Raw genomic sequence first — 12,648 nt, forward strand, 5'->3', positions numbered from 1 at the left:
TCAGGGGCGGAAAATGACCTTGGCGGCCACTTCACTGCGGTCCGCGTATCGCTTGAACATCGAAGGCAGCTCATCGAGCGGCAGGTCATGGGTGATCATGAACTGCCACTGCAACTCGCCCGAGGCCAACTTGTCGATGGAGGCGGTCCATTCATCACCGGGGAACGGCGCGGAGAATGAGTTCCAGGCGCCATGCAGGGAGATTTCCTGGCGCAGAAAGTGCGAGAACGTCGCGGTGCTGATCGGCACTTCGCCGGTGGGAATACCGATAAACACCACATGCCCACCGGCCTTGGTCAACTGCACGGCCTGGTTGATGGAAGCGGGATGGCCGGCGGCTTCGATCACCAGTTGGCAGCGCGGCAACTCGGTGTCCGACGCGCCGCTGAGCAAGGTATGGGTGGCGCCGGCCTGGCGGGCCATGGCGAGTTTTTCTTCGGCGATATCGATAGCGACGATGTCCTTGGCGCCCATGATGCGCAGCCACTGGATCACAAACAGCCCGATTGGCCCGCAGCCCACCACCGCCCCGCTCTGCCCGGCCTTGAAGTCGGCCTTCCAGATCGCGTGCAGGGCGATCGCCGCCGGGTCCACCAGGGACGCCGCGACCGGGTCCATATCCGCCGGGACTTTGATCAAGTTGCTCAGGGGCACGTTGACGAACTCGGCATACGCCCCGTCGCGGCGGCTGCCGAAGTAGTCGTACTGCTCGGAGCGCGAAGGAAAGCCCCGGGTGTATTGGTCGCTGGTCACGTCCGGGATCATCGGCGGCACGGTCACCAGCTCGCCGATAGCGTAGCCCTCGACGCCACTGCCGATCGCTTCGATAAATCCGGCGAATTCATGCCCGCAGATCAGCGGCATGACATGGGCGCCCTTGCTCAGCATGCGCGGGATATCCGAGCCGCACACGCCGCAGGCAGCGACACGCACCAGCGCGTGGCCGGCTTTGACTTCAGGTTTTGGAACGTCTTCGACCCGGATATCACCCGGTTTGTACATGACGGCAGCTTTCACAGTGGATTCCCCTGTTGAGTAGGCAATTGAGCGGGCAGCGTTTCAGAGTGCGCCGGGACGGTATTCGCCGAAGGTGGCGTCGTGCTTGACCTCGGCCGCATTGGCCTGGGTGACGACTTGAGTGCCGGCATCGACAAAGGCCGGGATGGTCTTGCCGGTCGCCAGGCCGCGCGCAGCTTCAATCGCGACTTCGCCCAGGTAGCGCGGGTCGTTGAGGGCGGTGGCCACGTACTGGTCACCGTTCTGGATGGCGTTGATCGCTTCGGACAGGCCATCGACACCGGCCACCAGCACGTTTTTCTTGCCACTTTCGTTGAGCACTTGCAGCGCGCCCATGGCCATGTCGTCGTTATGGGCGATCACTGCCTTGAGGTCGGGGTGCGCCTGCAGCAAGTCCTGCATCGCCGTGACCGCATTGGCACGCATGTACTCGCTATAGGGGCCTTCGATGATCTTGAAGTCGGTACCGGCCAGCGCGGTGTGAAAGCCTTTGCGCCGCTCCTGCATCACGGTACCGCCGGCGTCGCCCTGGATTTCGATGATCTTGCCGTTGACCACGCCCTTGTGCTTCAGCGCCGCCACCAGCGCCTTGCCGGACAGTTCGCCCATCTTGGCGTTGTTGCGGCCAATGGTGGCCGCGACGGGGGCGTTGATGGCGCGGTCGACGGCAATCACCGGCACTTTGGCGCGCTTTGCCGCATCGAGGGAGGCGCCCACGGCGTCGGGGTTGACGGCGTTGATGATGAGGATGTCGACCTTGCGGGTTAGCAGGTCCTGGATATCGTTGTTCTGTTTGCTGATGTCGCCGTTGGCATCGAGGAAGATCAGCTCGTCGCCGTCTCGGGCGGCGGCGGCCTTGGCGCCATCGCGCAACTGCACATAGAACGGCGATTGGAGGGTGACCTGGCTGAAACCGATCTTCAGATCCTTGGCCTGGGCATTCAGCGCCAGTACCGAGGCCGCGACAGCCAGTGCGAGGGACAGCACATGAACAGGTTTACGGGCTATGTGTAGCATGGTGATTCCTATTTTTATTGTTGTCTGGATTGGGCGCGGCCTTCTGGGAAGCCGTGCTCACAAATGTGAATCGCAATCACATTTGAAAAACTATGCCTTGCGCGGGAGGGTGTCAAGGCGATTTTGTTAGAATCCAAACATTCGATAAAAAAGTTACATCACCAGCACCGCGCCGCCCTTCTTGATGACCTGCTGCTGCGTCAGCGGCAGACCACCATCGCTGATCACCCGCTGGAAGTCCGTCAACTCGGCGAAATGCGCGGCACGCACCTGCTCGAATTTGGTGTGGTCGGCCACCAGCACGCAGGTCTGCGCCCGCGCCATGACCCGGCGCTTCACGTCGACTTCGTTGAGGTTGTAACAGGTCACGCCATGGGTCGCGCTGACCCCGGCCGCCGAGATAAAGGCCCAGGCCACGCGGATACCGTCGATGATCCCGGCTTCGGCGCGGCTCTCGAACACCAGGTTGCGGCGGTCCAGCATGCCGCCACACAAGATCACCGTGCAGCGGGGCTTTTGCTGGAGTTTGAGCAGCACATTGAGGGAGTTGCACAGCGCGGTGAACTCCAGATCATCGGGCAAGGCGTCGATGATAAAGGGAGTGGTGGTGCCGCAATCGATGAAGATCGTGTCGCCCGGACGCACCAGGCTGGCGGCCAAAACGCCGATCTGGCGCTTCTCGGCGATGTTGCGCTGGTCCTCTTCGGCCACTTGGTAATCCGGCTCCGGGGCACCGCTGCGCGTCACATGCCCGCCCAACAGGCGCAGGCCCTGGGCGTTGTCCACCAGGTCACGGCGCACGGTCATTTCCGATACGCCCAGCAGCGCCGCCATGTCCCGCAGGTGCACCGCCGCCTCCCCCTGCAACGCTTTGTGCATGGCTTTGAATCGTGCGCTTTTCTTTGAATCCACCGCGTATTCACCCCTGATTGATGTGGCCGAATGATAACGAGGCTCACAAAACCCATTTACAATGTTATTTATTTAACATTTAATGCCTCCAACTTATCACAAACAGGCTTTTCTCAGCACCCTCTTCCCCCCAGGACGCCCGCCATGCCATCAGTTATTTCGCCCCTCGCCGCCTATATCGACCACACACTGTTGGCCGCCGACGCCTCCCAGGCAAGCATTCGCCAATTGTGCGAAGAAGCCCGGACATATGGATTCAAGTCGGTATGCGTCAATAGCGCCAACGTGCCGCTGGCGGTTGAATGCTTGAGTGGCGCAGCATCCCTGGTATGCGCGGTGGTCGGCTTTCCCTTGGGCGCCGGCCTCAGCCAAGCCAAAGCGTGTGAGGCGCAACTCGCCATCCAGGCTGGCGCGCGGGAAATCGACATGGTGCTGAATATCGGCTGGCTGAAGGATGGCCTGCTCGACCCGGTGCGCGACGATATCGCCCAAGTCCTCAAAGCCTGTGGCGATGTGCCCTTGAAGGTCATTCTGGAAACCGGTTTGCTTGATGACGAACAGAAGACCCAGGCCTGCGTGATCTGCCGGGAATTGAACGTCGCGTTCGTCAAGACCTCCACCGGCTTCGGCCATGGCGGCGCCACGCTGGCCGATGTGCGGCTGATGCGCGAAGTGGTCGGGCCAGTCATCGGCGTGAAAGCCTCGGGCGGCGTGAGGGACGTGGCGACCGCCCGGGCGATGATCGAGGCGGGGGCGACACGTTTGGGCAGCAGCTCAGGCATTGCGATTGTCAGCGGGGCCAGCGCGGTCGAAGGTGCTTACTAGGCCGGGCTTGTGCCGGTGTCGCGCCAGGGTTGTCTTTTGTGAATCCTGACAACGTGCTGCCGGCATCCTCCGAGCCGCCTCTAAAACTCTGTGTAGATCACTGATCTACCGAGCTTTTTCGTTCGGTAACAGGCGCAAGAAAGCTGCCCTCCGACCTTGCGTCGAAGCGCTCGGGTCTATATATTCCCAACCCTGTTACACCGCGCTACCGCCCGAATGGCGAAACTGGTAGACGCATGGGACTTAAAATCCCCCGCCTGTAAGGGCGTCCCGGTTCGATTCCGGGTTCGGGCACCATAGATATAAAGGGCTTGCATGATGAACTTCGTGCAGGCCCTTAATGTTTGCGCTGCGCAATTACCCTCCCCGGCGTTCTGCCGACCACGAACCAAACCAAAATCCGCGACAGCTCGTCGTCTCAAATCAGCTCCTTGGCGGACCACAGCCTGGCGACGATGATCGAGATTTGCTCCCGGCCATCATGGGACGAATACGCTTTGCCGCCCCCAACAGCCGCTCGTCATGCTGGTAAACTCCGCGGGATTATTAATTACGCGTTTCTGAGAAATGATATGAATTCGAAATTGACAGAAGAAGAAATGCGCCGCGCGTTGTTTGGCGAACCTGAGCTTGCCGCGCCAACCGTTGCCGCCCCCGTGCACGACAGCGTTCCAGAGGTTGTGGAGGTAACGCAGCCGGTAAAAGCAGCGAAAAAAGAAAAAGTCTCGAAAGGCTTCACACCCAGGCTGAGAGTCACGCTACGGGTCGGCAATGAATTTGAAGGCACGATGCACGAGATCGTGCATGAGGCCGACACCCTGAGTTCCCTGGTTGCGGAGCAGGAAGCCACCAAGGCAGCCAGAAAGAAATTCAGGTTTGTGGAAGTGGTATCGGTCAAAACGATGTAAGTGAAGCCCATTGAACAGGACGACGAGTCAGAAAGGGGTGCCCGCGATGTTTGTAGTGAACGTCGCCAATAGTCGATTCCGGGATCGGGCACTTAGGAGATCAACGGTTTGCCGGGGAAACCCGATACAAGCCGTTATTGTTTCTGCGCCAGAGTGCTGCCGACAATAGCTATATACATATACCTGCACATCCTGATCGACTGTTCTGCTGATACGCCGGGCATAGAAACCATCCCGCCGATAAAATGCATAAACCCAATTCGTAAATTCTCACAAAACCATCACAACTTTTTCACATCTTTCATTAGCGCTAAAGTGCCAAGCCAAACTTAAGACTGCGAAGCCCTCTCAATTATTTTTATTAGCGCGACTTTTAACTAAAAGTCCTAAACATTGAAAAGGCATGCCGATAGTATTAACTCAACCTATCGTTTCTTAAGGGGATAAACATGACATCTGCAATCTCTGGCTCTACACACATCACACAACCTCAACCTACAACGATCAGGCCTCAGGTCCGTCCAACCGTGCAAGCCGACAGCGACGGCGATCATGACGGCAGCACTCCGGGCGAAGTCGAACAGCCGAAAGCGACTTCGGGTTCGGTAGGGACGCGAATCAACACAACGGCTTAACGATCATTAGGCCAAAGGCGCGGACCAGGTTTTCTCCGCGCCGCTGTAGATTTCCATTTAGGCCCGTACGCGGGCCATTTTTTGACCTCTATTACGCGCTCCACACCTTCAAATGGAGGCGGTCGGACAAGCGGACTGCCAATGACGCTGCCCGCACGGATACCGAACCGAGCCGGTAAGAATCTCTAAACGTAGTGCCCGTAAAAAGAAACTGAATTCACTGGCCTCAGCCTGAAATCAAGCCATACTCAAAGAGCTATCGACCAGGTGACCATCATGTTATGGCTTAAGTTGATTTTCTGCACTCCCGCTAAATTCCGCAACTTCATCAGAGTTGATCAAAACGGCGTCTGCGTAGAATACCTCCGATGCAAGCAATCGCCTGGCAACTCATGGGTGGAAGTGGATGAGTTCTGCTTGAATTGGCTTGGGAAGCCCTTACCGGGTCACGCCTGCAAAACAAGTCTCGGGCGCACGGCGCTGCTACCAAAACGGCTGCCTGAGGGGCCGGACTATTAGAAGCCCCACAAACAACACCCAGCAAACAATCAACAGTACTGTCACCGCGGTCCATCTCAGTCCCATGTTCAAAATCCTTTTTTGAATCCCGCCACTATCACGCAAACCATAGACGAAATGTAGAACAATCCCTGCTGCTCGTCTGAAATGTAGCCTTCCTGGCGCACGAAAACGCAAAACCCTCCCCCATTGTCAGCCGGTTTTTTTCAGCCTATCGTGTGGCACACCCTATACAAACGGCACACGAATGCACAAGAAAACACACTGGCCACTCACGCTGTACTTCGACGGTGACTGTCCTCTCTGTGCGCGCGAAATCCACATGCTGAGCCGGCATGCCCCACCCGCCCGCCTGGTGTTGGTTGACATCAGCCGCGCTGAATTCGATGCACGTGCCCTGGGTTTCAGTCTCGAGCAAATGCAAGATTCATTGCATGCCCGCTTCGACGACGGCCGTTGGGTGACAGGCCTGGACGCCACGCTGTGGAGCTGGCGCGCAGCCGGGCTGGGCAAGTGGGCCGCGCCATTGGCCTGGCGACCGATCAGGCCGTTGTTCACCTTGGGTTATCGCTTGTTCTGCCGCCTGCGCCCCCATCTGGGTTGGTTGCCTCACCCGGATGGCAGCCGTCGTTGTCGCAACGAGCGCTGTGCGCTACCGGACACCGCGAAAACCAAGCCGCCGATTGCCAGGCGCTGATATTTTTAGGGCGGGCTCAGTGCCCCTATGGCGGTGATGAGGGTTATGCTGGGACGATGCAATCGTGATCACCCCACCGACCGGAGATGCAGCATGAACCCCCACACTACCGCCCTTGTCCTGATCGAGTACCAGAACGATTTCACCACCCCCGGCGGCGTGTTCCACGACGCCGTCAAAGACGTCATGCACGCGTCCGATATGCTGGCCAACACCGCGACCACCGTGCAGCAGGCACGCCGACTCGGCGTAAAGATCATTCATCTACCCATCCAGTTCGCCGAGGGTTACCCGGAGCTGACGACACGCGACTACGGGATTCTCAAAGGCGTGTCGGATGGCAGCGCCTTCCGTGCAGGCAGTTGGGGGGCCCAGATCAGCGATGCAATCACCCAGGAGGCCGGCGATATTCTCGTTGAGGGCAAGCGCGGGCTGGATGGCTTCGCCACTACGGGCCTGGACCTTGTGCTGCGCAATAACGGCATCCAGAACCTGGTGGTGACGGGGTTTCTCACCAACTGCTGTGTCGAAGGCACGGTTCGATCGGGTTATGAGAAGGGTTATAACGTGGTGACCTTGACCGATTGCACGGCAACCTTCACTGATGAACAACAACATGCCGCCGAAAACTTCACGCTGCCGATGTTCTCGACAACGCTGCAGCACAGCGAATTTCTGCGCGGGTTAGACGCCCAGTGACATAAGCCCCCAGGGTGCGACCGAGCCATCAGCCGCCCCCTGGGTTTTATCCATTGAGCGTGATGCCCCGATAGCTCGGCACCGGCATCTTGTGTCGTTGGGGTTGCTGCCGAGCCAACTGAGCCTGGACATGCGCGACGGCATCCAAGACACGCTGCGCCCACTGCTCGTCATCCGGACGCACCACCACCACACGAAAACCGTGATGGTGGCCTTCGATCTGCACGCCCTCGGAGTCGTCGACATGCAAGTCGATATCGAACGCCGGTGGGAATTTCGAGGGTGTGTTGGTCAACCCGCGCGCCGCGAGGGCATGGTTGTGGCGAACGCTGTTGACCACGCCGTCGACGCGAATGCCATACAGCATCAGCCAACGCCGGATGTAGGACGGCGTGCGGCCAGACGAGGTGTAGACCCACACGCTGCATCCCTGGCGGCGCAGCTCGCGGGCCAGGGACCGGGTGCCGCTGCGCAGCGGCTCGCCCAGCCAGCGATGAACGAACGCGGGCAACCTGCTGTGCTCGGTGGCGCAATGGTGCAGTTGGCACGCCAGGGTGTCGTCGATATCGAACGAGATGCGGATACGCTGAGGCCTCATCACGGACCTGATGGATCGCCAGGCGCGAGCGCTGGACATCCGGCATTTGTCGAGCATGGAGTACCTTCCCATCAGTGGCCCCCCTGAAAGACGGGCAACGGCGTGTCGCTCAGGAAAAATTCCATGGGGTCTGGAGCCTTATCTTCCAGGAAAGCCGCATATTTTTTCTTGATCTTGGGCAATTCGTAGAGTGCCTTGACGCCATGTTTGGCGGAATTGCGGATAACCGAGGATGGGTTGAAATAGCCTTCGGCGTTGTCCAGCGTCAGCACGAACGGCGGCAGCCCTGCGCGCATCAGCAAATAGCTGACGATTAACGATCCGCTGCGGTTATTGCCTTCGATGAACAATTGCGGCTTGCTGAGGATACGCACATAGACGCCAGCCGCACGCTTCCAGATCGACTCACTGCGATACGCGCAGTACCAGTTGTACAAATCCTTGATGCCGCCTTCCACATTGTTGAAGAAGTGCTCCTCGGTGGCGGCAAGGTGCTGCGCGAACTCTTGCCGACGGGCCGGGTCGCGGCCACACAGTACGGTGGCATTAATCTCGAGCATCAGGTTCAGTTGTTGAAGGTCGAACAGGTCGACGCCACGCGCAACGTAGTCGTCGATCAACGCGTAGCCTTCGACCACGTTCTGCAACACTTCGTCGGTCAGCGGATCGCGCGGCTCGGTGAAGTGCTGGCTGAGTTCGCCAAAGCGGACCTGCACCTTGCGCAGTGCGCGTTCAATCGCGGGCAAATCAAGACGACGCGTTGCAGACATTGGCATTCCCGAAAACATTAAAAGAGAAGATGAAACCACTTGCGGCGCTCGGTCAGCTGAACTTGCCGCTGATGTAATCCCCTGTCATTTGTTCGCGTGGGTTATCGAAGATCTGCGTGGTAGGGCCCATCTCGACCAGATACCCAGTGCGCGTACCCTGGGAAATATCCACCGAGAAAAACGCGGTGGTATCCGCCACACGGATGGCCTGCTGCATGTTGTGGGTCACCAGCGCGATGGTGTAGTCCTTCTTCAGCTCGACCATCAACTCCTCGACTCGGCGAGTAGCGATCGGGTCGAGCGCCGAACAAGGCTCATCCAGCAACAGCACCTCCGGCTCAGTGGCAATGGCGCGGGCGATACACAGACGTTGCTGCTGGCCACCGGACAGGGACAGGCCACTGACCTTGAGTTTGTCCTTGACCTCATCCCACAGCGCCGCGCCTTGCAGGGCGTGCTTGACGCGGTCGCCCAGGTCGCCCTTGTAGCGGTTGAGCCGCAGGCCAAAGGCGACATTGTCGAAGATGCTCATCGAGAATGGGTTGGGCTGTTGAAACACCATGCCGATATAGCGACGCACCACAACCGGGTCTACGCCCTTGCCATACACGTCCTGCCCGAGAAAATGCACGTGGCCCTCGAAGCGGAAACCTTTGACCAGGTCGTTCATACGGTTGAGGCTGCGCAGCACCGTACTTTTGCCGCAGCCGGAGGGGCCGATAAAACCCGTGATCTTGTTTTTTTCGATCGGCACATGGCTGTCACGCACGGCCATGAAGTTGCCGTAGAAAATCTTGTCCAGTTTGCAGTCCATGACCACAGGCGCCTGGGTGACAAACGGAGCGGCGATTCGCGCAGTTGATACGTTCAAAATTCAGATGCTCCCGTTCTCAATACTTGGGCTTGCCGAAAATACGGCTGACAATGTTCACGACCAACACAATCATCACCAGCACCAACGAGGCCGCCCAGGCGAGCTCCAGTTGGTTGTCGAACGGCATGCCGGAAAAGTTGTAAATCAGGACGGCCAGCGACGCGGTCGGATTCATCACCGCCAGGCTGCCGTCGTGGTAGATCCAGTAGTTGCTGAACAACGCAGTAAACAACAGCGGCGCGGTTTCGCCCGCCGCACGCGCCACGGCCAGCATGACGCCGGTGAGGATCGCGGGCATGCCGGTGGGCAGGATGATTTTCCAGATGACCTGGGAGCGGGTGCAGCCCATGCCGTAGGCAGCATCCTTCATGATCTTGGGCACCATGCGCATCGACTCTTCGGCCGTCAGCACGACGATCGGCAGCATCAGTACGGCCAGCGCCACGCCACCCGCCGGTGCCGAGTAGGTGCCCGTGGTCATTACCACGAGGGCGTAGGCAAATACGCCGGCCAAAATGGAGGGCAGCCCCGTGAGCATCTTGGCGGCAAAGCGTGCGGAGTTCGCCAGCTTACTGTCCGGGCCCAATTCGGCGAGGAAGATCGCCGCCATGATGCCAACCGGCACCGCGATGGCCGCGGCAATACCGACCATGACGAAGGTACCGGCCATGGCGTTACCGAAGCCGCCGCCGGTCTCGAAACCGGTGGGTGGCAGTTCGGTGAAGATCTCCAGGCTCAGGCGCGCACCGCCACGGGTGATCAGCATGTACAGCACGGAAATCAGCGGCACGCTGGCCAGCAGTGCACCGCCCCAGACCAGCGTGGTCAACACCAGGCTGCGCAAGGCGCGGCCTTCGAACCTGCGCTGCAGGCTGGGCATGGCGCCAGCCGGCGCGGTCAAGCGACCTGCAGGAGAAGTGAGGTCAGTCATTATTTGGTCCCCCGTTGGGCGTAGAGCATGATCATCGAGCCGAGGATATTCACCAGCAGCGTGATGAACATCAGCACCAGCGCGGCGTACATCAACACCTCGATCTCATTGGGGCCGGCTTCGGGGAAGTTCAGCGCCAACAAGGCTGCCAGGGTGTTGGCCGGCGCAAACAACGACAGGGAGATGTTGTTGGCGTTACCCACCAGCATCGCCAGGGCCATGGTTTCACCCAGCGCCCGGCCCAAGCCCAGCACCAGTGAGCCGAAGATGCCAGTGGCGGCGGACGGCACCATTACCTTGAGAATCGCTTCCCAGTGAGTGGTCCCCATGCCATAGGCGGCCTGCTTGGTTTTCATCGGTACGGCGGTCAGCGCGTCCTGGGACACCGCGGCAATGGTCGGCAGGATCATGATCGCCAGTACCAACGCCGCCGGCAGCAGCCCCGGCCCACTCAAGGACGTGCTGAAAAACGGTATCCAGCCCAATTCGCTGTTCAACCACTCCGTCAGTGGTCGAATCGCCGGAATCACCACGTAGATGCCCCACAGGCCATACACCACGCTGGGGATGGCGGCGAGCAACTCGACGATGGTGCGAAACACGGCAGCCAATTTTGCCGGCAAGAAATCCTGTGTGAGAAAAATCGCCATGCTGACGCCGAAGAAACCCGCAATCAGCAACGCGATCAACGCACTGTAAAGCGTGCCCCAAATCGCCGGCAGAATGCCGTACTTGCCTTGGTTAACATCCCAGACGCTGCCCAACAGCACGTCAAACCCGTGCTTTTCCATACCGGGAAGCGCCTTGCGGCCCACCTCGAATACCAGCGCAAAGACCAATGCCAGAATCAGGACCACCCCTATTCGCGCAAGCGCACGGAAGATGCGATCAACCAGGAAGTCTTTGGTGGACGGTGGTTGGCAGGCAGAGTCCGGATTAACCGGTACGACAAAAGGTGTGTTCATTGGCTAATTCCGGAACAAGGGAGAAACACTCTCGGCGTGGCTGACAGCACACGCCGAAAGAGGCTTCGCGAGCCTTACTTGATGTTGGCGGAAGCTTTGCGAACCAGATCGACAACCGATGGCGGCAGGGGGATATAGCCCATCGAATCGGCGATTTTCTGCCCTTCGGTCAGGCTGTATTCGACCATTTCACGCATGGCCTTGGCCTTGGCCGGATTGCCGTTGTCCTTGCGGAAGATCATCCAGGTGTAGGACGTGATCGGGTAGGACTTGGCACCGTCCGGATCCGGCAGCCAGGCCACCAGGCTTTCCGGCATCTTCACCGCAGCCAGTGCTTCGGCGCCGCTTTCTGCGTTCGGGACGACGTAATGGCCGGCCTTGTTCTGCAACTGGGCGAAGTCAACCTTGGCCAGTTTGGCGAAACCGTATTCGATGTAGCCGATCGCGCCCGGAGTCTGGCGAACGGTCGCGGTCACACCATCGTTTTTAGGCGATTTGATGAATTTGTCGCTGGCAGGCCAGTTAACAGTGTTGCCCTCGCCCAACGCCTGCTTGAACTCAGGGTTGATCGCGGCCAGGTGCTTGGTGAATACCGCCGTGGTACCGCTGGAGTCGGCACGTACGACAACGGTGATCGGCGTATCGGACAGCTTCAGGCCAGGGTTGGCGGCGACGATCTGAGGATCGTTCCACTTGGTGATCTTGCCCAGGAAGATATTGGAGTACACATCCCGTGGCAGCTTCAGGCCCTTTGGATTGCCTGGCAGGTTATACGCCAACACGATTTCACCCGCAGTCATTGGCAGCAACTGCACGCCCTCGGCGACCTTGGCGATGTCTTCGTCTTTCATGGCCGAGTCACTGGCGGCGAAGTCCACGGTTTTATTCAGGAAGTCCTGCACACCCGCGCCGCTGCCCTTGGATTGGTAGTCGACGGTGACGCCTTCGGTTTTCTTGCTGAAATCCTTGAACCAGGTCAGGTAGATCGGTGCCGGGAAACTGGCGCCGGAACCGGTCAGGCGGACGTTGTCGGCCGCGAATACCGAGCTGGCACAAAGAGAAACCGCAACGGCGAGTGCAGCAGACTTCATCAAGCTTTTCATTAAGGGAACTCCTTGTGTTTAAGGGCTCCCGAACTGTGCAGCAGCTTTGTTACGCTTTTATGAAAGCTGGGTGGCACGAGGAATTTTCCTACGTCTTTTGCCTCCATCCTCCTGTAACAAATTATGTGTGACGCAAAATCACCCTCGCGCCCCCCCTTCACTGCTCGACGACTTTTAA

General features: G+C 59.0%; 13 protein-coding genes and 1 tRNA gene. 5 read left to right on the forward strand and 9 right to left on the reverse strand.

Annotated features, from left to right (window positions below):
• From BLR63_RS08360 to deoR, 3 genes are all read right to left on the reverse strand, one after another.
• Positions 1-1,017 (reverse strand): galactitol-1-phosphate 5-dehydrogenase, encoded by a 1,017-nt coding sequence (locus BLR63_RS08360; protein ID WP_042946394.1) that lies wholly within the window; start codon positions 1,015-1,017, stop codon positions 1-3.
• Between the two features lie 42 nt (positions 1,018-1,059).
• On the reverse strand, positions 1,060-2,034 hold the full coding sequence (locus tag BLR63_RS08365; protein WP_042946393.1) for a substrate-binding domain-containing protein: 975 nt from the start codon (positions 2,032-2,034) through the stop codon (positions 1,060-1,062).
• Between the two features lie 153 nt (positions 2,035-2,187).
• On the reverse strand, positions 2,188-2,913 hold the full coding sequence (gene deoR / locus BLR63_RS08370) for a DNA-binding transcriptional repressor DeoR (protein ID WP_010562767.1): 726 nt from the start codon (positions 2,911-2,913) through the stop codon (positions 2,188-2,190).
• A gap of 177 nt (positions 2,914-3,090) precedes the next feature.
• Here deoR and deoC point away from each other — a divergent pair, with 177 nt between their 5' ends.
• The 5 genes from deoC to BLR63_RS08395 all read left to right on the forward strand — a co-directional run bounded on the left by deoC (position 3,091) and on the right by BLR63_RS08395 (position 7,229).
• Positions 3,091-3,771, forward strand: a complete 681-nt coding sequence (deoC, locus tag BLR63_RS08375) for a deoxyribose-phosphate aldolase (protein ID WP_010562766.1) — start codon at positions 3,091-3,093, stop codon at positions 3,769-3,771.
• 210 nt (positions 3,772-3,981) lie between these two features.
• Positions 3,982-4,068, forward strand: a tRNA-Leu gene (locus tag BLR63_RS08380).
• A gap of 275 nt (positions 4,069-4,343) precedes the next feature.
• Positions 4,344-4,679: a hypothetical protein gene (locus BLR63_RS08385; protein ID WP_010562765.1), complete on the forward strand. Its 336-nt coding sequence runs from the start codon at positions 4,344-4,346 to the stop codon at positions 4,677-4,679.
• A gap of 1,401 nt (positions 4,680-6,080) precedes the next feature.
• Complete coding sequence (locus tag BLR63_RS08390; RefSeq protein WP_042946390.1) at positions 6,081-6,530, forward strand: thiol-disulfide oxidoreductase DCC family protein; 450 nt, start codon at positions 6,081-6,083, stop codon at positions 6,528-6,530.
• A gap of 93 nt (positions 6,531-6,623) precedes the next feature.
• Complete coding sequence (locus tag BLR63_RS08395; protein WP_010562763.1) at positions 6,624-7,229, forward strand: cysteine hydrolase family protein; 606 nt, start codon at positions 6,624-6,626, stop codon at positions 7,227-7,229.
• 46 nt (positions 7,230-7,275) lie between these two features.
• On the opposite strand, the gene BLR63_RS08400 is transcribed toward BLR63_RS08395, so the two are convergent.
• The 6 genes from BLR63_RS08400 to pstS all read right to left on the reverse strand — a co-directional run bounded on the left by BLR63_RS08400 (position 7,276) and on the right by pstS (position 12,470).
• On the reverse strand, positions 7,276-7,866 hold the full coding sequence (locus BLR63_RS08400) for a trehalose-phosphatase (RefSeq protein ID WP_078833859.1): 591 nt from the start codon (positions 7,864-7,866) through the stop codon (positions 7,276-7,278).
• Between the two features lie 32 nt (positions 7,867-7,898).
• Positions 7,899-8,597, reverse strand: a complete 699-nt coding sequence (locus BLR63_RS08405; RefSeq protein WP_042946387.1) for a hypothetical protein — start codon at positions 8,595-8,597, stop codon at positions 7,899-7,901.
• A gap of 52 nt (positions 8,598-8,649) precedes the next feature.
• The gene (pstB, locus tag BLR63_RS08410) at positions 8,650-9,411 is read right to left on the reverse strand and encodes a phosphate ABC transporter ATP-binding protein PstB (RefSeq protein WP_010562760.1); all 762 of its coding nucleotides are present in this window, start codon (positions 9,409-9,411) and stop codon (positions 8,650-8,652) included.
• A 76-nt stretch (positions 9,412-9,487) separates the two neighbouring features.
• Positions 9,488-10,402, reverse strand: a complete 915-nt coding sequence (pstA, locus tag BLR63_RS08415) for a phosphate ABC transporter permease PstA (RefSeq protein ID WP_010562759.1) — start codon at positions 10,400-10,402, stop codon at positions 9,488-9,490.
• On the reverse strand, positions 10,402-11,367 hold the full coding sequence (pstC, locus tag BLR63_RS08420) for a phosphate ABC transporter permease subunit PstC (RefSeq protein ID WP_010562758.1): 966 nt from the start codon (positions 11,365-11,367) through the stop codon (positions 10,402-10,404). Before pstC ends, pstA begins: the two co-directional genes overlap by 1 nt.
• A 74-nt stretch (positions 11,368-11,441) precedes the next feature.
• A complete protein-coding gene (gene pstS / locus BLR63_RS08425; protein WP_010562757.1) occupies positions 11,442-12,470 on the reverse strand; it encodes a phosphate ABC transporter substrate-binding protein PstS in 1,029 nt (342 codons plus the stop codon).
• Positions 12,471-12,648 lie beyond the last annotated feature (178 nt).

The sequence above is a fragment of the Pseudomonas extremaustralis genome, assembly GCF_900102035.1.
Taxonomy (GTDB): Bacteria; Pseudomonadota; Gammaproteobacteria; order Pseudomonadales; family Pseudomonadaceae; genus Aquipseudomonas; species Aquipseudomonas extremaustralis.